Origin of the sequence: Neorhizobium sp. LMR1-1-1.1 (assembly GCF_040675795.1) — a bacterium.
Classification (GTDB): Bacteria; Pseudomonadota; Alphaproteobacteria; order Rhizobiales; family Rhizobiaceae; genus Neorhizobium; species Neorhizobium cellulosilyticum.
The window spans coordinates 414,407-433,180 of record NZ_JBEGHE010000036.1 but is presented as its reverse complement, the minus strand read 5'-3'; the positions used below and the strand labels follow the sequence as shown (position 1 = coordinate 433,180).

Annotated in this window: 17 protein-coding genes; 13 read left to right on the top strand and 4 right to left on the bottom strand. The window is 60.0% G+C overall.

Annotated features, from left to right (window positions below):
- Window positions 1–33 precede the first annotated feature (33 nt).
- Window positions 34–1,107: an NAD/NADP octopine/nopaline dehydrogenase family protein gene (locus MRBLMR1_RS22355; RefSeq protein WP_500066279.1), complete on the bottom strand. Its 1,074-nt coding sequence runs from the start codon at window positions 1,105–1,107 to the stop codon at window positions 34–36.
- A gap of 48 nt (window positions 1,108–1,155) precedes the next feature.
- Window positions 1,156–1,617: an Lrp/AsnC family transcriptional regulator gene (locus MRBLMR1_RS22350; protein WP_148146678.1), complete on the bottom strand. Its 462-nt coding sequence runs from the start codon at window positions 1,615–1,617 to the stop codon at window positions 1,156–1,158.
- Window positions 1,618–1,952: 335 nt separating this feature from the next.
- On the opposite strand from MRBLMR1_RS22350, the gene MRBLMR1_RS22345 reads away from it, so the two are divergent.
- From MRBLMR1_RS22345 to MRBLMR1_RS22300, 10 genes are all read left to right on the top strand, one after another.
- Window positions 1,953–2,693 carry an aspartate/glutamate racemase family protein gene (locus tag MRBLMR1_RS22345; protein ID WP_148146680.1) on the top strand — a complete coding sequence of 247 codons (741 nt, stop codon included), beginning with the start codon at window positions 1,953–1,955 and terminating at the stop codon, window positions 2,691–2,693.
- 60 nt (window positions 2,694–2,753) lie between these two features.
- On the top strand, window positions 2,754–3,854 hold the full coding sequence (locus tag MRBLMR1_RS22340; protein ID WP_148146681.1) for an extracellular solute-binding protein: 1,101 nt from the start codon (window positions 2,754–2,756) through the stop codon (window positions 3,852–3,854).
- Between the two features lie 94 nt (window positions 3,855–3,948).
- Entirely contained in the window at window positions 3,949–4,929 is a 981-nt protein-coding gene (locus MRBLMR1_RS22335) for an ABC transporter permease (protein ID WP_500066274.1), read from the top strand.
- An 11-nt stretch (window positions 4,930–4,940) separates the two neighbouring features.
- Window positions 4,941–5,732, top strand: a complete 792-nt coding sequence (locus MRBLMR1_RS22330) for an ABC transporter permease (protein ID WP_148146684.1) — start codon at window positions 4,941–4,943, stop codon at window positions 5,730–5,732.
- Between the two features lie 4 nt (window positions 5,733–5,736).
- The gene (locus MRBLMR1_RS22325; RefSeq protein WP_148146686.1) at window positions 5,737–6,807 is read left to right on the top strand and encodes an ABC transporter ATP-binding protein; all 1,071 of its coding nucleotides are present in this window, start codon (window positions 5,737–5,739) and stop codon (window positions 6,805–6,807) included.
- Window positions 6,808–6,894: 87 nt separating this feature from the next.
- The gene (locus MRBLMR1_RS22320) at window positions 6,895–8,376 is read left to right on the top strand and encodes an NAD(P)-binding domain-containing protein (RefSeq protein ID WP_500066269.1); all 1,482 of its coding nucleotides are present in this window, start codon (window positions 6,895–6,897) and stop codon (window positions 8,374–8,376) included.
- 8 nt (window positions 8,377–8,384) lie between these two features.
- Window positions 8,385–8,975 carry a 2-hydroxychromene-2-carboxylate isomerase gene (locus MRBLMR1_RS22315; protein ID WP_500066268.1) on the top strand — a complete coding sequence of 197 codons (591 nt, stop codon included), beginning with the start codon at window positions 8,385–8,387 and terminating at the stop codon, window positions 8,973–8,975.
- 13 nt (window positions 8,976–8,988) lie between these two features.
- On the top strand, window positions 8,989–9,495 hold the full coding sequence (locus MRBLMR1_RS22310; RefSeq protein ID WP_500066266.1) for a CMD domain protein: 507 nt from the start codon (window positions 8,989–8,991) through the stop codon (window positions 9,493–9,495).
- Window position 9,496: 1 nt separating this feature from the next.
- The gene (locus MRBLMR1_RS22305) at window positions 9,497–10,075 is read left to right on the top strand and encodes a peroxidase-related enzyme (RefSeq protein ID WP_500066264.1); all 579 of its coding nucleotides are present in this window, start codon (window positions 9,497–9,499) and stop codon (window positions 10,073–10,075) included.
- Window positions 10,076–11,404 carry an MATE family efflux transporter gene (locus tag MRBLMR1_RS22300; protein WP_500066262.1) on the top strand — a complete coding sequence of 443 codons (1,329 nt, stop codon included), beginning with the start codon at window positions 10,076–10,078 and terminating at the stop codon, window positions 11,402–11,404. It begins immediately after the preceding gene.
- A gap of 18 nt (window positions 11,405–11,422) precedes the next feature.
- Here the strand turns inward: MRBLMR1_RS22300 and MRBLMR1_RS22295 are convergent, their stop codons facing one another.
- Together MRBLMR1_RS22295 and MRBLMR1_RS22290 are read right to left on the bottom strand one after the other, a co-directional pair.
- Window positions 11,423–12,715 (bottom strand): MFS transporter, encoded by a 1,293-nt coding sequence (locus tag MRBLMR1_RS22295; protein WP_500066260.1) that lies wholly within the window; start codon window positions 12,713–12,715, stop codon window positions 11,423–11,425.
- Window positions 12,716–13,023: 308 nt separating this feature from the next.
- Window positions 13,024–13,887: a MurR/RpiR family transcriptional regulator gene (locus MRBLMR1_RS22290; protein ID WP_148146694.1), complete on the bottom strand. Its 864-nt coding sequence runs from the start codon at window positions 13,885–13,887 to the stop codon at window positions 13,024–13,026.
- A gap of 193 nt (window positions 13,888–14,080) precedes the next feature.
- Between MRBLMR1_RS22290 and MRBLMR1_RS22285 the strand changes: the two genes are divergently transcribed.
- From MRBLMR1_RS22285 to MRBLMR1_RS22275, 3 genes are all read left to right on the top strand, one after another.
- On the top strand, window positions 14,081–15,169 hold the full coding sequence (locus MRBLMR1_RS22285; protein WP_500066258.1) for a D-TA family PLP-dependent enzyme: 1,089 nt from the start codon (window positions 14,081–14,083) through the stop codon (window positions 15,167–15,169).
- 523 nt (window positions 15,170–15,692) lie between these two features.
- Window positions 15,693–17,174 carry a M81 family metallopeptidase gene (locus tag MRBLMR1_RS22280; RefSeq protein ID WP_148146697.1) on the top strand — a complete coding sequence of 494 codons (1,482 nt, stop codon included), beginning with the start codon at window positions 15,693–15,695 and terminating at the stop codon, window positions 17,172–17,174.
- 56 nt (window positions 17,175–17,230) lie between these two features.
- The gene (locus tag MRBLMR1_RS22275) at window positions 17,231–18,748 is read left to right on the top strand and encodes an ABC transporter substrate-binding protein (protein WP_500066256.1); all 1,518 of its coding nucleotides are present in this window, start codon (window positions 17,231–17,233) and stop codon (window positions 18,746–18,748) included.
- Window positions 18,749–18,774: the final 26 nt, after the last annotated feature.

Genomic DNA, 18,774 nt, shown 5'->3' with positions numbered 1-18,774 from the left:
ACCGATATCTCGGTCCGGCTAATACCACCCTGTTCAATAACCCTCGTCGCAAAGCCTTGCGACCTCATCGATCGTCAGTGCATCGATACCGAGCGCCGGCAGAAGATCATTCTGTCCCGGCAGGTCGTGGCCGGTCGCGGCCGACATCATCGCAATTCCCGCATCATGCAGCATCGTCGGCTTGCCGGCGAGACGGCCAAGCAACGAGGTCGGCACGAGGCCGAAGGGCACGTCCTCGTAGATGTAGCGACTGTCGACCGTCGTCGGGCCAAAGCCGCCGCGACCTTCCGCATGCATCTGCTGGTTCATCTCCGACACGCTGCCCATCGGCACATGGAAGGAAAGCGAGAAATGTTCGCGCACGGTGCGCACCGAAAGGCCGAGCGTCGCGGCAATCGCAAGACGTTCCTCGTCGAGCGTTTCGATGACGCGGCCGACGGTGGGAGTGATGTTGTCGCCCTGCCCCCAGGTCTCGCCCTTTTCCATGCGAGTGAGGTTGAGAAGCGCAATGCCGAGATGGTTCTGCGGGTTGAGATTACTGAGCGAAATCGCCATCACGCCATCGCGTTTGACGAAACGATCGCCGAAAAGCTCCGTGCAAAGCGCGTGCCCCGCATCGATGTCGGATTTCGGCAGCGTCGCGATATCCACCTTCTGGCGAACCGTATTCACCTTCACCGTCGTCATGTCCGGCTGCACCCGGCCGGTCAGAAGCGTCGTGCCCCAGACGCTGATCGGCAGTTTCACACCACGCGCAGCAAGGCCCTTCGAGAGATAAAGCGCGCCAAAAGAGCAATGCGACGAGATGATCACCGGCTGGCCGGATTTGAGGTGCGGGATCGCGGCATCGAACGCGGCCTTGTGGCCGTAACCCGGCAGGGCAACGACGATGACGTCGGCAGAGGTCACCGCCTCTTCGCAATCCCTGGCGATACGCACCCGGCCGGAGAATTCGAAAGCGCCATTCGCCATCAGTTCGGCACCATCGGCCAGCGCCTGCGCGCTCTTTCCGGATGGTGACCACAGCATGGGGTCATGGCCTTCCTTTGCAAGATAGGCGGCCATTCCGAATGCGATCGATCCGGCTCCGAGGATACTGACGCGCATGGTTTCATCCTTGATGATTGAGACGATTTATAAACGTAGGGGTGGGCGCTACATGTATTTGGTCGGCAGCGCCGTTGTAAACTTCATTTCCTCCATGGCGATGGAAGAACTGAGGTCGGAGAATTCCAGCCGGCTGATCAGGTTCTTGTAGACCTGGTCGTAAACATCGATATCCGGCACCACGACGCGCAGCAGATAGTCGGCGTCGCCGGTCAGGCGATAGGCCTCGAGAATTTCGGGAATTTCCTTGATCTCCTTGCGGAAGTCATCAAGCCATGTCGTGGTGTGGCGCGGCACTTTCACCGAGATGAAGATCGTCATCGGCACATTTGCCATGCGCCGGTCGATCAGCGCCACCTTGGAGCGGATCAGCCCGATATCCTCCATCCGCTTGATCCGGCGCCAGCAGGGCGTGTGCGACAGGCCTACTTCCTCGGCGATCTCGACAACCGATTTTTCGGCATTCTGCTGGAGGATTTCGATGATCTTCCGGTCGATTTGGTCAAACATGACGGCTCCGGGATAAATTTGCGCTTTGACAAGTTTGCGTGGGAATTTTTTCCATCAATCGCGGCAGCAATAACGAATGATTGTTCGCGCAGGAGCGTATCGAGCGATATTTTGCGCGCACCCCACCCTCCCGGCGGACGGACATCCGCCCAAAATCCATGCAGCGATGATCAAAATTTAAACGATCCACCAATTCTGTCAAATCATCCTATCAGATTCGCCAGTTGCTAGGATGACATTGCAATATTAATCTGATCATTGTCAAAAAAAGCAATCCGTCTCCATGCCCGTTTGTCTACCCTCTTTCCAAACACAACAACCTGATGGGTGGAAAGATGAAAAGGATTGGTCTGATTGGCGGCATGAGCTGGGAAAGCACTGCTGTCTATTACCGTCGCGTCAACGAGCAGGTGCGCGAGCGGCTCGGAGGGTTAAATTCTGCGGACGTGGTAATGCGTTCCGTCAATTTTCAGGATATCGTAACCCTTCAAAAACTGGGGGCCTGGGAACAGGCGGCAGGCGAATTGAGCAAGGTTGCGAGAGATCTGGAGCAGGCTGGCGCGGACATGATCCTGATCTGCACCAACACGATGCATCTTCTGGCAGACGACGTGCAGAACTCCGTCGACGTGCCGCTGCTGCATATTGCCGACGTGACCGGAGAGGCCGTGACGGCCGCAGGCTGCAAGCGTCCGCTGCTTCTGGCCACCCGTTACACGATGGAACAGGATTTCTACCGTCGCCGGGTGGAAGACAAGTTCGGGCTGGAAGTTCTGGTTCCCGATGCGGAAGACCGGCAGGACATCCACGACATCATTTTCGGCGAATTGTGCTGCGGCGTCGTCAAGAGCGCCTCGCATCAGCGCTATCTGGATATCGTCGCCAAGGGCAAGGCGGCCGGTGCCGACAGCGTCATCCTGGGCTGTACCGAGATCGGCCTTCTGGTGAGCGCCGAGGATTTCGACATTCCGACATTCGATTCGACCCTGCTGCATGCCGATGCCGCGGTCGACATATCTCTTGCGGCGGCCCGAGCGGCCAAGGCGGAAACAGGGCTAGCAGCGCCGATACACTAACTGGGGGTGTGAAGTCTGCAATGCCTAGGGGAACCCGGACAGGAAAGTAAGGAGACTGACATGCGAGACTTCACACAGACACGCCGTTCGACGCTCAAGATGCTGGCCGCTGGGACCGGCATCCTGGCTGCACCGTCGATCATCCGCCCTGCCATGGCGCAGAGCAAGGTGGTCAACATCACCACCTATGACAAATTCGTTCCCCAATCCTTCATCGACCAGTTCCAGAAAGATACCGGCATCGAAGTCCGCATCCGCCTGACCGACGACCAAGGCAAGCAGTACAATCTGCTGGCTGCTGAAGGCAACGCACCGTCCACCGATATCGTCACCGTCACCGGCCATCGCCTGTCGCAGTTCATCACCTCCAACCTCCTGTCCCCGCTCGACACCGGCCGGATCGGAAACTGGAACAAGCTCGCGCCTGCCTATGCCGGCGCGCCGCAGCTGACCATCGACGGCAAGACCTATGGCGTGCCGCTTCTCGCCGGGTTCGAAGGTCTTGTGCGCAACACCGATTACACCAAGGCTTCCGACAGCTGGGACATCATGTTCGACGAGCAGTACAAGGAACTGACGTCCTACATCGTCTCCGACTTCCTTTCGATCACCATGAAGTATCAGGGCACCGACGGTGATTACGTCACCTACGAGGGCAAGGAAGCCGAAGCGCTTGCAGCCACCAACAAGGCCCGCGACTACCTGATCAAGAACAAGAGTCAGGTCCGCAAATATTACGATGCCGGTTCCGAAGTGCAGCAGATGTTCGTCAACGAGGACATCTATGTCGCGCAGGCATGGTCCGGCCCGGCCGCCAAGCTGATCATGGACGGCCATCCGATCGAGCTGTCCATCCCGAAGGAAGGCACCTACGGCTTCCTGTACTCGTTCAACGTCGTCAACAACGCGCCGAATGCGGAAGCGGCCTATCAGTTCCTCAACGCCATGCTGGCCTCGCCGGAAATCGGTGCGGCGATGACCCGCCAGTCCGGTTTCGCGTCGGCCTTTGCCGGTGTCGACACGGTCCTGACCGACAAGGAACGCGCTGCCATGACACTGCCGGACGAACAGATGCAGCGCATCCAGTTCTTCAGCTCGAAGAACCGCAAGATGAAGAACGACATGATCGACAAGGCTTCGGCCGAAGTTAAGGCCGGCTGAGCCGCCCATCCGTGACACCGACGGCCGGTCCCACAACAGGGACCGGCCGCTCGGAACTGCAGTCAAAAGCAAAAAGACGAATGGGAACGTAATGATGGTCGACAGTAGTATGAGCGACACCGCGAAAGTGTCTCCAAGGGCCGGCCCCTCCTATGCCGGATGGATCGGCAAGCTGGCGAATTCGCCGATTTACGCCGCAACGATCGGCCTCATCGCCAACAGTCGCATGGCCCGCCTCGCGCTGCTTCTGGTAATCCCGCTGGTCTGGATCATCACGCTCCATATCGGCCCGATCTACCAGATGGCCCGTATCAGCATAATGGACAACTATCCGCCGGCACCGGGCGGCGCGATCTACACGCTCGACAACTACCGACAGTTCTTCCAGGAACCGCTCTATTTCATGCCGTTCCTGCGCAGCATCGTATTTGCCGTCTGCGTCACCGCCACGACGCTGGTCGTTGTCTATCCCGTCGCCTATTACGTTGCCAAAGTGGTCAAGCCGGAAAACCGCACCCGTGCCCTGCTGCTGCTGCTGACGCCCTTCTGGGCCGGTGAGCTGATCCGCACCTTCTCGGTCATCATGTTTCTGGCAAACCGTGGCGCCGTGAACGTCTTCCTGCGCGAGATCGGCTTCATCGATCGCCCGATCATCCTGCTCTACAACTATTTCTCGTTGAGCTTCGGCGTCATCTACCTGATCTCGCTGTTCATGCTCCTGCCGCTCTATTCCGCGATCGAAAAGATCCCCAACTCGCTGGTCGACGCAGCAGCGGATCTCGGCGCGGGACCATGGCAACGTTTCCGCCGGGTTATCCTGCCCTTGTCGAGGGACGGCATCATCTCGGGCTGCAGCCTCGTCTATCTCACCTCGATCGGTGTCTTCGCCGCCCCGCTTCTTCTCGGTGGCCCGAATTCGACGATCTTCCCGGAAATCATCGCCAGCCTTTTCCATGGTTCCAGCGACAAATGGCCGGAAGGTGCCGCCTTCTCCATCCTGATGCTTGCCGTATCGCTGTCGACCGTTGGTCTGTTCATGCGTGTCGTCGGCGGCCGTACCGTCAAGCTGATGTGAGGATCTGACCCATGCGCTCGTATTTTTCCGACTTCCCCAAAACCGCGCTTCAGGCCTCCTACTGGCTGTTCGTCATCTATCTGCTCCTGCCCCTTGCGCTGATGATGGCGATCTCCTTCAAGGACGCCAATTTCGTCGCCTTCCCGATCGATAAGTGGACGCTCAAGTGGTATGCGCAGGTGCTGCAGGACAAGCAGTTCCTCGAAGCCTGCGCCTATTCGATCTTCATCGCCCTGATGACGACGCTGTTTGCGACGATCGTCGGTGTGTGGATTGCGCTGCTGATCACCACCGAGGGCATGATCGCCCGCTCCGTGATCTTCGCACTCGCCTGTCTTCCGGCGGTTGTGCCGGGCCTGATCAATGCTATCTCGATGCGTATCTTCATACGCGTTCTGGACATTCCGACCGGCACCGGGGCGATCATTCTCGGGCACACCGTTCACGCCGTGCCCTTCGTCGTCATCATGGTGCTGACCCGGCTGCGTTCGATGCCGAACAATCTCGTCGATGCGGCCCGTGATCTCGGTGCCGACAGTTTTGTTGCCTTCATGCGCGTCACGCTGCCTTATCTGGCACCGGCGCTCGCCGGCGGCATGGTCTTCTGCGTGCTTACCAGTATCGACGATTTCGTCCGTACCTTCTTCCTGGGCGGTTACCAGACCACCCTTCCCATGCTGATCTTCGCCAAGGTGCAGGGCGGCATGTCACCTGAAATCAACGCCATAGCGACCCTCGTGCTGATCGTAACCGCAGCCGTCGGGCTTTATGCCGAACATCTCACCCGCCGTTCGAGGACTTAGATCCATGCAGCCAGTCGTTCATTTCCGTAACGTCAACAAATCTTACGGCTCCTCGCTCGCAGTCGATAATCTCGATCTCGCCATCGAACCCGGCCAGTTCGTTACACTTCTCGGCCCTTCCGGCTGCGGCAAGTCGACGACGCTACGCATGCTCGGCGGCTTCGAGACGCCGACGTCCGGCGAGATCTTTCTCGACGGCCAGGAGATCAGCAAGCTCCCGCCCAACAAGCGCAACGTCAACATCGTCTTCCAGGACTATGCGCTCTTCCCGCACTTGAACGTCCGCCGCAACGTCGCCTTCGGCCTTGAGCTGAAGGGCATGGCATCGGATGCGATCCACAAACGCACGATGGAACTCCTGTCGCTGGTCAAGCTCACCGATTTTGCCGAGCGCATGCCGGGTCAGCTTTCCGGCGGCCAGCGCCAGCGTGTCGCGCTGATGCGCGCGCTTGCGCCCAATCCGAACGTCCTGCTGCTCGACGAGCCGCTTTCCGCACTCGACGCCAAACTGCGCCAGCAGATGCAGATCGAACTCAAATCGATCCAGAAAACCACCGGCAAGACCTTCATCTTCGTCACCCACGACCAGGAAGAAGCGCTCACCATGTCGGATGTCGTCGTCGTCATGAATGCCGGCCGCATCGAGCAGATGGGCGATCCCCATACGCTCTATGCCAAGCCGCGCAGCCGTTTCGTCGCCAACTTCATCGGCGAGACGAATTTCATCGAAGGCAAACTGAAGGCGATCGATGGCGGGCTCGCCGCCATCGAATGGAACGGCAGCGTTGTCCATGCGAACCTCAACGGTCAAAGCCCGGCGGTCGGCAACACGGTTGCAGCAGCGCTGCGCCCGGAAGCCATTTCCGTTCTGTCGCAAAAGCCAGCCAACACGATTGCCGTTTCTGGCCGCATTACGCAGAGCATCTTCAAGGGCGATCATACATCCCTGACCGTCAGCCTCGCGAATGGCCAGTCGGTTGTCGCCCAGCTCGATCCGGTGGCGCTTTCGGCCATAACCGGCGACGATGTCTGGCTGACATGGCGCGAGAATGACGCCGTGGTGCTGGCCGACTGACCATAACAGCCGGCATCCCCGGCATCTTGCCCGGCCGTGTCACGCGGCCGGGACCGTGGAAGATTTGAACCGAACAGGACCTGACCCATGAGTCCCGAACCGATCCGCAGTTTCAACGATCCCAAGCTTTCAGATCTCAACGCCCGCGTTGCGCAGGACCTCGAATATCTGAACTATCCGCCCGCCAACTGGTCGCCTGCTTCGGCCAAGGTTGATGGCAGACCGGTCAGCGATGTGGTCATCATCGGTGGCGGCATGTGCGGTCTCGTCGGCTGGTTCGCGCTTTCGCGCGTCGGCATCCGCAATGTCAGGATTATCGACAAAGCCCCAAAGGGTCGCGAAGGCCCCTGGAAGACCTTCGCCCGCATGGAAACCCTGCGCTCGCCGAAAACCCTGCTCGGCCCGGCAGCCGGCATGGCATCGCTCACCTTCCGCGCCTGGTACACAGCACTTTTCGGCATCGCCAAGTGGGAAGAACTTTACCGCATCCCCCGCCCGATGTGGATGGACTATCTCGACTGGTATCGCGACGTTCTCTCCATCCCGGTCGAAAACGGCATCCACGTCACCCGCATCATCCCGCGCGAGGACGGTTTGCTCGAACTCGAAATCGCCAATGGCGCGGAAGAGCCGATCCTTACCCGCAAGCTCGTGATGGCAACCGGCCGCGATGGACTGGGTGCCGCCGAGATTCCCGATTTCGCCGAGGGCATGCAGCGCGGCAAGAGCTGGGCGCATTCGGCCGACGAGGTCGATTTCACCACTCTCAAGGGCAAGCGCGTCGTCGTCATCGGCGTCGGTGCTTCCGCCGTCGACAATGCCGCGGAAGCGCTGGAAGCCGGTGCCGGCGAAGTGCGCCTTCTCGCCCGTCGCAAGAAGATGCCGACGGTCAACAAGCTGATGGGCATCGGCTCCTACGGCGTCACCGCCGGGTTCCCGAAGATCGATCCGAAATGGCGCTGGCGCCTGATGGATTATTCCACGAGGCAGCAGACCCCTGCCCCGCACGGTTCGACGCTACGCGTCAGCCGTCACGCCAACGCTTTCTTCCACTTCGATTGCGGCATTGCTTCGATGAAGGAGGAAGGCAGCGAAGTGGTCATCACCACGACGAACGGCCGCATCTTCCGCACCGATTTCGTCATCCTCGGCACCGGTTTCACCGTCGATCCGCTGGCCCGCAGCGAGCTTGAACCCTACAAGGATCAGATCGCCTGCTGGGAAGATCGGCTCACACCGCCGGCCGACGAGAAAAACCCCAGCCTTGGCCGTTTCCCCTGGCTGGAGGACGACTTTTCCTTCACCGAAAAGACGCCCGGCACTGCGCCCTGGCTGAAGAACATCCATTGCTTCAACTACGGCGCGACGATGAGCCTCGGCAAGGTCAGCGGCGATATCCCGGCGATCAGCGAAGGCGCGCAATGGCTTGCCCGCGGTGTGGCTGCAGGCCTGTTCATCGACGATATCGATTATCACTGGGAAGCCTTGCTCGCCTATGAAAAGCCGGAACTCGACGGTTCCGAATGGGTCGATGCCGACGCCGATCTCCCCGAACAGAAAACAGCCTGAGGAAACCGATGCGCAAGACAGTCTATTATTACCACGCCCTCAGTTCTCCGTGGGCCTATCTCGGCTGGCCGCAGTTCAAGGCGCTGATCGAAAAGCATGATCTCGACGTCGTGGTGCGCCCGACGCGCATCGTCACCGAAAACGGCGGCGTGCCCCTGCGCTCCCGCCCGCAGCCGCGGCAGGACTATCATGCAGTCGAACTCGATCGCTGGCGCAAGCGGCTCAACATGCCACTGGTGCTGAAACCCAAATATTACCCGACAAATAACGAGTTTTCCGCCCGCATGGTGATCGCGGCCGACAGGCTCGGCCTGCCGGCGCTCGATCTCAGCCACGCCCTGCTTCACGCGCTCTGGAGCGAGGAACTGGACGTGACCCAGCCGGACGTGCGCATCGATGTCGCCAACCGCCTCGGCCTCGACGGTGCAAAACTGCAGGCGATGGAAGATCAGCCGGATATCATGCAGGCCTGGCTCGACAGCCACGAAGAAGCCGGCAAGCGCGGCGTCTTCGGCACCCCGACCTGGATCTACAGAGACGTGCTCTATTGGGGTCAGGACCGCCTGGACTTTCTCGACGAAGCCCTTTCGCAAGATTGAGGAATAAAATCATATGACGACCGAAACGACTGTCGATGTGATCGACAAGGTACTGGGCCTTTCCCCCTCCTCACCGCTGCTTGCCCTGCGCGAACAGCGCTCCAAGCTGAAGCACCTCACCCAGACCAGTTATGTCGCGGCCCTCCACCCGACCGACCCGCGCAACCTTTCCTATGCGGAACGCGCCACGCTTGCCGCCCGCATGGCCGCACTCTGGGCCTCGCAGGAGCTTCTCGCGCATTACCGCGATCTCGCCACGGCGGAAGGCGCAAGCGGCGATGTCCTCTCGATTGCCGATCCCGCTTGGACACCGGAAGACGAGGCAAGCCGGCTTTCCGTCATCCTGCGCCATGTCGATCTGGTGACGAAGAACCCGAAAGCGGCAACCCGCGAGAATATCGAAAAGCTCTATGCCGCAGGCCTCGACGATCGCGATATCGTCACGCTCGCCGGCATCATCGCTTTCGTCAATTACCAGGTCCTGGTCGTCGCCGGCCTGAAGATGCTGAGGGACAACTGACATGTCTGACGCGGTTCACGAATTCACCCTCGATGCGCTCGAATGGCAGCCTTACGTCAAGCCGGTCGACCTGCAGACGGCGACGCCCGAACAGCTCGATGCGCTGAAGGTCACCCCGTCCAATACAAAAGTTTCCGCCTATGTGCTGGTGCTGGCGCAGGAAACCGAGATGCTGGCCGAGCGCTCGCCGCTGTTCAACGACATCATGTATAGCGATGGCGGCCTGTCGCGCGGCGGCCGCGAACTCGGCGCGCTTGCCGCCTCCTTCGTCAACCACTGCATCTATTGCGCCCAGGTTCACGCCAATCGTTTCATCCAGCTGGAAAAACGGCCGGAAGTAGTGGACGAAATCTACAATAACGGTCTCGACGCCGATCTTGGCGAATACGATCAGGCGCTGTTCAATTTCGGCGTCGACCTGACCGCCCATCCGGATAATGTCGGCGTCTACCAGTTCTACCACTTGCGCGAAACCGGCCTGAGTGATCTGGAAATCCTCGACCTCATTCATTCTGTGGCGATCTTCGGCTGGGCCAACCGGCTGATGCACACGCTCGGCGAACCGCACCGGAAAGACTAAGTGGCAACCGCAACGACGGCAGACAGCGCCCCCTCCTTCGATGTCACCCATCGCGAAGTGCTGCGCATCGCGATCCCGATGATGATCGCCCATTTCTCGACCCCGCTCGTCAGCCTCGTGGCGACGGGCGTGATCGGACAGTTGGGGCAGGAGGCACTGATCGGCGGCGTCGCGCTCGCCGCCGTAATTTTTGACGTGCTGTTCGTCACCTTCAATTTTCTCCGCGGCGCGACCACCGGTTTCACCGCCCAGGCTTTTGGCGCGGGAGACCGACGTTTTGAGCAGCGCATGCTGCTCGGCGGCCTGACCATTTCCATGGTCGCCGGCCTCGTCATCCTGCTTCTGCATGTGCCAATCGGCAATCTCGGCCTGACCGTACTTGGCGCCGATGGTTCGGTTGCGGAAGCGGCAAAAATCTATTTCTCCTGGCGCGTCTGGTCGGCGCCCTTCGTGCTGTTCAATTTCGTCGCCTTCGGCTGGATCATCGGCCGGGGTGATGCACTCACCGCCATGCTGCTGCAGGGCCTGTTGAACGGCCTCAATCTGGGCCTCAGCATCTGGTGGGTACTCGGTCTCGATGGCGGCGTCGCGGGCCTCGCGATCGCCAGCCTCGTCTCGGAAATCGTCACGGCACTGGCCGGTGCCGCCATCATCCTCTGTCGCACCGACAAGTCGAGCTGGAATTTACCGGACATGAAAAGCCTGCGACGGCTTTTCTCGGTCAACGGCGACATGATGATCCGCTCGTTTGCTCTTCTGATCGGGCTTTCCTTCTTCACCCGCCAGAGCGGCGAACTCGGCATCGATATCCTCGCCGCCAACACCATCCTGCTGCGCTTCTACTTCTTCGGCGTCGCCTTCCTCGATGGCATCGCCACCGCCGCTGAACAGCTGGCAGGCCGCGCCGTGGGTGCCCGCAACCGCATCGCCTTCGACCGGATGATCAAGCTCACCACGCTCTGGGCTTTGGTCTTCGGCGCGCTCGTCGCGCTCTCCTTCATGGCCGGCGGCTGGTGGGTCATCGATCTAGCCTCACCCAATTCCACGGTCGAACAACTGGCCGAAGGTTTTCTGCCCTATGCCGCGATCATGCCCTTGGTCGGCGCCATCGCCTTCCAGATGGACGGCGTTTATATCGGCGCAACATGGTCCCGCGAGATGCGCAATCTCATGCTCTTGTCGCTCGCCACCTATTTCGCCGCCTGGGCCGTGCTGCAGCCGCTCTTCGGCAATCACGGCCTGTGGATCGCGCTGCTTCTCTTCCAGAGCGCCCGCAGCATCGCCTTCCGCCTGATGCTGCCGAAACTGACGGCAAGAACGCTCGGATAGGGCGGCCTGTCCCCATCCTCACTCCAGCGATGATGCGTGCCTGACGGTAGGCTCCTCTGCCTCGGCATCGTGCTCCTTCACGCCCTGGATCATCTCGTCGGTCACGCGGATCTCGGCCCCGATCGGCGACATCGCGGTCGCCGGCGCGAACGGCGCAACCTGCGTGGCATCCGGCCGCGCACCGCGCCGCCAGATGAAGAACGCCACCATCAGAATGTTGAGCACCGCCAGCGACCAGAACAATCCCGACGCTCCAAAGGCGCTCATTACAGCAGAGATCGAAATCGGGCTGATCGCAGAACCAAGCGAATTGACCAGCAGCATGCCCTGTATCATCGGCACCAGCGATGCCGCCGAGGCCCTGTCAGCCGAAAAGCTGATGGCTACCGGATAGATGGCAAAAATGCCGCCACCCAGAAGGAAGAGGGTAATCATCAGCGTGGTCGCATCATGCGGCAACAACAGGATGACCGCGCAGAGCAGCAGGCAGGCAAAGGCGAGCGTGATGAGCACCACGCGCCGGTCCTGGTTGTCCGACCAGCGCCCGACGGGATATTGCAACACCATCGCGCCGAGAATGACACAAGCCATCATCATCCCGACCTCATCCACCGGCATGCCATTCGTCTGCAGATAGAGCGGAAAGAGCGTATAGACGGCCGCGATCGCTACACCCGATCCGAAGCAGCCGATCACGCCGCTCGGCGACATCTGAAACAGCTGCAGGGGTTTGAGCGCCTCCACCCGTTCCATCAGTGGCATTTCGCGCGGCAGGATGACGATCGGCAGAACCGACAGCGACGCCAACATCGCGGCCGCGATAAAGGGCGCGAACTCGCCCAGCCCGTCGACCGTTCCCGAAAGCGCCTGCCCGACGGCACCCGCCCCGTAAAAGGCGATCATGTAAAGCGCCAGAAACCGGCCGCGCACGGTCTGGTCGGCAACCAGCAACAGCCAGCTTTCGATCACGAGAAAAACACCGACCGTCGTCCAGCCATAGATCAGCCTGACAAGGATCCACAGCATCCAGTCGGCAGACAGAACCTGCATGAGAATGCTGACGACGCCGAGCGAGGCAAAACTGGCATAGGCGCGAATATGGCCGATCCGCACGATCAGCCGGTCATGAAACATCGCCCCGAGCGTCAGCCCGACAAAATAGGCGGAGGACACCACACCGATCATTGCGGGCGAAGCGCCGGCAGCATCTAGACGCAGGGTGGTCAGCGAGGACAGAAAACTGTTGCCGACGCTCAGGATGAACAGGCCGAGAAGCGGCGCCATCACAGTCGTCAGGGTTTGCCTAGACATGAAGGTCTCGTTTTTATGATTTTGAAAAATGGCGATGCCTGATCCCGGCATCTTGCCTCGCCGTGGCGGTAGCAACGACCGCGAGAATTGTTGCGCGTGACCGATACGGAATCATCAACGCTTCGATGTCTGGCTATTTACACGAAAATCAACCCAAGGATGCTTGAGACAGGCCGCTGCCAATGCCCGTCTCGGATGTTCAAAATTCGACACCTCTGTCGTCTGATTGCGACAATACTTCTTGCCTGAAAACGGCATCATCATGTCGCAAATGCATCAATCAGCAATTGCTTGAATTTGGGAACGGATCAGTCCCCGAGAAGCTGGCGGTCATCGCCATCGCGGTTGCGCACCAGTTCTTCCTTGATCGCGCGCAGCGATTTCAGCGCTTTGGTACGATCGGCATAGGCGACCATGTTGGCGAGAATGTCGACCGCTGCCAGATAGGCATAACGTGTCGAGGTCGGCCGAAAGATGTTCTTGCCCTCGGGCATCTCGATGGCGATCACCAGATCCGCAGCGCTGGCGACCGGCGAACCGCCCTGCGTCATCACGATAGTCGGGATCGAGCGCTCGCGCAGTAGGTTGAGGCAATGGACAAGCCCCATGTCGCGGCCGGTAAAGGACGAGCCGAAAACGACAGTGCCCGGCTGAGCCGCTGCCGAAATCATCAGGTTCATCCCATGGTCGCTCGATGCATTGACCCGGCAGCTGAGACGAAACAGCCGGTTATGCAGCTCGTTGACGATCATTGCAGAATTGCCGCTGGCACCGAAAGCCTGGATGAACTCGGCAGCCCTGAGCATCTGTGCCGCCTTTTCGATCACTTCCAAATCGAGCTGGCGGTGGACCTCGAACAGCGCGTTCTGCGCCTTCGAAACGATATCCTGCGCCACTTCCTCCGCCGTTGCCGTCGGCGCTTCCGGCGTCAGGTAACGCAGGCCCACATAGGCGATTTTTGCCAGCTGCACCTTGAAGTCGGAATACCCCTGGCAGCCCAGCCTGCGGCAGAAACGCGTCACCGTCGGCGGCGACACGCCGGCCTTTTCCGCGACTTCGATAATCGACGCATTGACGACGAAATCGACATTTTCCAGCGCAAACTGTGCAAGCTTCGCCTCCAGCCCGGAAAGCCGGCCATCCTGATCGGAAAGGGCATGAAACAGATCCATTCGGTCTTTCCTTCAGATTGGCAGCACTAAAAAAATGCATGCGCCTGTGAAAATGAATTTCACTGTTCTCGTATTTGATAGCATAATGCCGGCCAGCATCAACGAAACTTGGTCGTTCCAAGAAAATAAAAACAACCTTCCCCGCGTCGATGCCGCTTCAGGCACGGTCGCTTCATCCCGATGAGGTCTCTCCATGAACTATCCCTGGCCCGAACCCGGCACGCCGCTCAATGAGGTTGCAACCCCGATGCCGGTCATCGACGAGGCGCGGCTTGCCGCCAACATCGCCCGCGTTCAGGCCTATTGCGATCAACACGGCAAGGCGTTCCGCCCGCATATCAAGACCCACAAAATCGCAGCCGTCGCGCACCAGCAGGTGGAAGCCGGGGCCGTCGGCCTCAACTGCCAGAAGGTCACCGAGGCGGAGGTGTTTGCCGATGCCGGCTTTGAAGACATCCTGATCACCTACAACATTCTCGGCGCGGCAAAGCTTGCTCGCCTCAAGGCGCTCAATGCCCGAGTTGCGAAACTCGCCGTCGTTGCCGATAGCAAGACGACGGTCGCAGGCCTTACGGCAACGTTCGATGCCGACAAGCCGCTGACCGTGCTGATCGAATGCGACACCGGCGCAAAACGCTGCGGCGTGCAGACACCGGAAGCAGCCGTGGCACTCGCCGAAAATATCGCGGCTGCACCGGGCCTCCGTTTCGGCGGCATCATGACCTACCCGGCCACCGGTGGTGCCGAGCAGGTCGAGGCCTTCATGTCGAAGACCATGGCGCTGCTTGCCCAAAAGGGCATCGATTGCCCTGTCCGCTCCAGCGGCGGTTCGCCGGACCTGTTTTTCGCCCATCTCGTGCCCTCGGCCACCGAACATCGCGCCGGCACCTATGTCTATAACGACCGCAGCATGGTCCGCGCCGGCCATTGCAGCAATGACGATCTGGCCATGCACATCCTCGCCACCGTCGTTTCCCGCCCGGCACCGGATCGTGCCGTGCTCGACAGCGGTTCCAAGGCGCTGACATCCGATCTTCTCGGCTTTTCGGATTACGGTTCGATCGCCGGCTACGAAGGCGCAAAGGTCGTTTCACTTTCGGAAGAACATGCCGTGGTCGATATTTCCGCCTGCACGACGCCCTTCCCGGAGATCGGCGCACAGGTAAAGGTCGTTCCGAACCATACCTGCGTCGTCACCAATCTCTTCGACCGCATGGTCTTCCACAAGGACGGCTTGGTCACGCGGGTTGAAAATGTCGATGCCCGCGGAACGGTCTGGTAAGGCCCGTCTTGAAAATTTTTCTCGCGCCGACCCGATAGACAGCGACCCCGCTGCCACGGTTCAAGCGACATGATGAAAATCGGGCGCCTGTCGAGGGCGCCCTTTTTCATGGCGGATTTTCTCTCCGCAGCTAGTGCCCCATGTTCACGGCTAGGGAAATCATTGATTCAAAACGGATTGCGGTTGCGACAACTCACGCAGCGGAATCCGGCATCTCCAGCCGGCATGAAAATTTTCCGCGAAATTCCCGTTCAAGAAAATAAATTACACAAAATAGTGCGAAATCTGAAAATCCATTGACTTGGCTTTGATTTGGCGCATTATGAAGAAAATAAATTACACCGAAACGGTGAGCGGGCGAACTTGAGGAAAACGGGAAATCGAATGATCCGAGAGCATCACGACTGTCGCTAAGCGACATCCAGGCGGTAGCTCCGGCAGACTTCAAATCAGCACAACATGGCAACGGCATTCGGGCACGGCAGCGTCGCCCTGAGGCCGAAGTGTATTCGGATAACAAGACATGCGCATCTTCACCGCCTCGCTGGCGACCGAAACGAACACTTTTTCTCCCGTGCCGACGGATATGAACGCCTTCAAGGCGGCGTTTTATGCCGGACCGGGCGAACATCCCGATACGCCGACCCTGTGCTCCTCCGTCGTCCCGATCTTGCGCCGCCGCGGCAAGGCCGAGGGTTTCACCGTCATCGAGGGCACATCCTGCTGGGCCGAACCCGCCGGCCTCATCCAGCGCCAGACCTACGAGACGCTGCGCGACCTGATTTTGGCAGAGTTGCAAGCCGCCCTGCCCGTCGAGGGCGTCGTTCTCGGCCTGCACGGTGCGATGGCAGCCCAAGGCTATGACGATCCCGAGGGCGATCTTCTTTCACGCGTCCGCGAAATCGTCGGCCCCGATGTGCTGATCGCCGCCGAATTCGATCCGCACAGCCACCTCACCGCCCTGCGCGTTGCCAACCTCGACATCATGGCCGCCTTCCTCGAATTCCCCCATACGGATTTCGAACAGCGTGGCGAGCATGTGGTGGAACTCGCGCTCCAGGCGCTGCGTGGAAAGATCAAGCCGGTCATTTCCACCTTCGACTGCCGGATGATCACCATCTTCCCCACCAGCCGCGAGCCGATGCGCTCTTTCGTCGATCGCATGCAGGCGATGGAAGGCAAGGACGGCATCCTGTCCGCCTCCGTCATCCACGGCTTCATGGCTGGTGACCTGCCCGACATGGGCACCCGCATCGTCGTCGTCACCGACAATGACAAGGAGAAGGGCGACGCACTGGCCGCAAAACTCGGCCGCGAACTCTACAGCCTGCGCAAGACGACCGCGATGCCGATGTTCGATACGGAGGCCGGCCTCGACAAGGCCATCGCCATTCGCGCCGCGCATCCGGAAAAACCGGTCACCATCGCCGATGTCTGGGACAATCCCGGCGGCGGCGTGGCGGGCGACGCCACCTATATCCTGCGCCGGATGATGGAACGCGGTATGGACGATTTCGCCGTGGCCACCATCTGGGACCCGATCGCCGTCACCTTCTGCCATGCGGCGGGTGAAGGCGCGGAACTGGCACTGCGCGTCGGCGGCAAGTCGAGCCCGGAAGGCGGCGATCCGCTGGATCTGCGCGTCACCGTCAGACAAGTTTTCGATGCCGGCTGGCAGAGCTTTCGCAATTCGCGTGTCACGCTCGGAAGCGCCGCCGTCATTCGCCCGGTCGGCACCAATATCGATATCGTGCTGATCACCAGCCGCACCCAGACTTATGAGCCGGATATCTTCGCCAATCAGGGCATCGATTTCGCGCGCAAGTCCTACATGCTGATCAAGTCGACCAACCATTTCTACGCAGGCTTCCAGCCGGTCTCGTCAGAGATCGTCTATATCGCCGCGCCGACCTCCTATCCGACCAACCCGGCGACAACGCCCTATCGCAAGGCGAGCCTGAAGCTCTGGCCGCGCGTGGCCGATCCGCTGGGACTGGATGCCTGAAATCCCGGCCGGACAGGAAAGCCGGCCGCTATATTAAACGCAACAAGGGGATGACCATGAAAAAGAGTGCACTTGTTCTGATGACGCTGGCGGCCTTGGCCGGCACCAGCAGCCTCGCAATGGCGCAGGCGAGCGACGGCGTATTGACCGTTGCCACGATCGGCGAGCCGCCGACGCTCGACGTCATGCAGACGGCGACCGATATCGTGCTGACAATCGACCAGCACATTTTCGAAACGCTCTACACCTATGACGCCGAATGGAAGTCCGTGCCGCTGCTGGCAGCCGGCATGCCGAAGATTTCCGAAGACGGTCTCACCTACACGATCCCGCTGCGCGAAGGCGTCACGTTCCATGACGGCAGCACCTTCGATGCCAAGGACGTCACCGCCTCGCTGAAGCGCTGGATGGCGGTCAATTCCAAGGGCAAGCAGGTCGCCGGCATCGTCGAAAGCCTGACGGAAGAGGGCGATCTTGCCGTCGTCTTCAAGCTGAAGTCGCGTTATGCGCCGCTGCTCGCCACGCTGTCGCAGGCTTCCGTCATCCTGCCATCGGAAAAGATCGCCGACACGCTGACCGAATTCGTCGGCACCGGTCCTTACGCCCTGAAGGAGCGCAAGCCGGACCAGTACACCCAGCTTGTCCGCTTCGACGGCTACAAATCGCCGGAAGGTGCGCCGAGCAACTATGCCGGCAAGCGCGAGGCGATCGCCAAGGAAATCCGTTTCGTTCCGGTGCCGGATGCCAACACCCGCGTTGAAGGCCTGATCTCTGGCCAGTTCGATTATGCGGACTCCCTTCCGGTCAGCGCATTCGAGCGCGTCGAAAAGAGCGGCAATGCCAAGCCCGTCATCTTCCGCGATGCCGGCTGGGCCTCGATGAACATGAACATGAAGGAAGGTCTTCTCGTTAAGAAAGAGCTGCGTCAGGCGGTTCAGGTTGCGCTCAACCCGAACGACATGATGATGGCCGCCTTCTCTGACGACCGCTTCTTCAGCGTCGATGCCTCGATTTTCCCGGAAGGTTCCTTCTGGCACACCGAAGCCGGTGTCGCCCGTTATGGCGATGGCAATCCGGAAGAAGCCGCCAAGCTCTTGAAGGATGGCGGTTACGACGGAACCCCGATCCGCCTTCTGACCAGCCGCCAGTACGAATTCCACTACAAGATCGGCGAAGTCGCCAAGGCCTATCTCGAAGCCGCCGGCTTCAAGGTCGATCTGCAGGTGGTCGACTGGGCAACGCTGACGACCCGCCGCGCGGATTCGAAGGCATGGGATATCTTCATCACCCATTCCAACTTCCCGGGTGACCCGACGACGATCAACACGATCACCGACACCTATCCGGGCTGGTACGTTTCCGATCAGAAGGCAAAGGCTGTCGCCACCTATATGGACGCCACCACCGATAATGCCAAGAAAGCAGCATGGGACGGCATCCAGACGGTCATCTATGATGATGCACCGCTCTACAAGGTCGGCAACTTCAATGCCGTTTCCGGCGTCGCCAACGGTGTTTCCGGTTACGAGCCGACCTACTGGCCGCATTTCTGGAACGTCGCCCCGAAGAAGTAAGCTGAAGCAATTCCGGCCAAATCCGG

What these genes read in the sequence shown, in the direction of transcription:
- MRBLMR1_RS22355 (WP_500066279.1), bottom strand. Translation starts at nt 1,107, where the DNA reads ATGCGCGTCAGTATCCTCGGAGCCGGATCGATCGCATTCGGAATGGCC.
- MRBLMR1_RS22350 (WP_148146678.1), bottom strand. Translation starts at nt 1,617, where the DNA reads ATGTTTGACCAAATCGACCGGAAGATCATCGAAATCCTCCAGCAGAAT.
- MRBLMR1_RS22345 (WP_148146680.1), top strand. Translation starts at nt 1,953, where the DNA reads ATGAAAAGGATTGGTCTGATTGGCGGCATGAGCTGGGAAAGCACTGCT.
- MRBLMR1_RS22340 (WP_148146681.1), top strand. Translation starts at nt 2,754, where the DNA reads ATGCGAGACTTCACACAGACACGCCGTTCGACGCTCAAGATGCTGGCC.
- MRBLMR1_RS22335 (WP_500066274.1), top strand. Translation starts at nt 3,949, where the DNA reads ATGGTCGACAGTAGTATGAGCGACACCGCGAAAGTGTCTCCAAGGGCC.
- MRBLMR1_RS22330 (WP_148146684.1), top strand. Translation starts at nt 4,941, where the DNA reads ATGCGCTCGTATTTTTCCGACTTCCCCAAAACCGCGCTTCAGGCCTCC.
- MRBLMR1_RS22325 (WP_148146686.1), top strand. Translation starts at nt 5,737, where the DNA reads ATGCAGCCAGTCGTTCATTTCCGTAACGTCAACAAATCTTACGGCTCC.
- MRBLMR1_RS22320 (WP_500066269.1), top strand. Translation starts at nt 6,895, where the DNA reads ATGAGTCCCGAACCGATCCGCAGTTTCAACGATCCCAAGCTTTCAGAT.
- MRBLMR1_RS22315 (WP_500066268.1), top strand. Translation starts at nt 8,385, where the DNA reads ATGCGCAAGACAGTCTATTATTACCACGCCCTCAGTTCTCCGTGGGCC.
- MRBLMR1_RS22310 (WP_500066266.1), top strand. Translation starts at nt 8,989, where the DNA reads ATGACGACCGAAACGACTGTCGATGTGATCGACAAGGTACTGGGCCTT.
- MRBLMR1_RS22305 (WP_500066264.1), top strand. Translation starts at nt 9,497, where the DNA reads ATGTCTGACGCGGTTCACGAATTCACCCTCGATGCGCTCGAATGGCAG.
- MRBLMR1_RS22295 (WP_500066260.1), bottom strand. Translation starts at nt 12,715, where the DNA reads ATGTCTAGGCAAACCCTGACGACTGTGATGGCGCCGCTTCTCGGCCTG.
- MRBLMR1_RS22290 (WP_148146694.1), bottom strand. Translation starts at nt 13,887, where the DNA reads ATGGATCTGTTTCATGCCCTTTCCGATCAGGATGGCCGGCTTTCCGGG.
- MRBLMR1_RS22285 (WP_500066258.1), top strand. Translation starts at nt 14,081, where the DNA reads ATGAACTATCCCTGGCCCGAACCCGGCACGCCGCTCAATGAGGTTGCA.
- MRBLMR1_RS22280 (WP_148146697.1), top strand. Translation starts at nt 15,693, where the DNA reads ATGCGCATCTTCACCGCCTCGCTGGCGACCGAAACGAACACTTTTTCT.
- MRBLMR1_RS22275 (WP_500066256.1), top strand. Translation starts at nt 17,231, where the DNA reads ATGAAAAAGAGTGCACTTGTTCTGATGACGCTGGCGGCCTTGGCCGGC.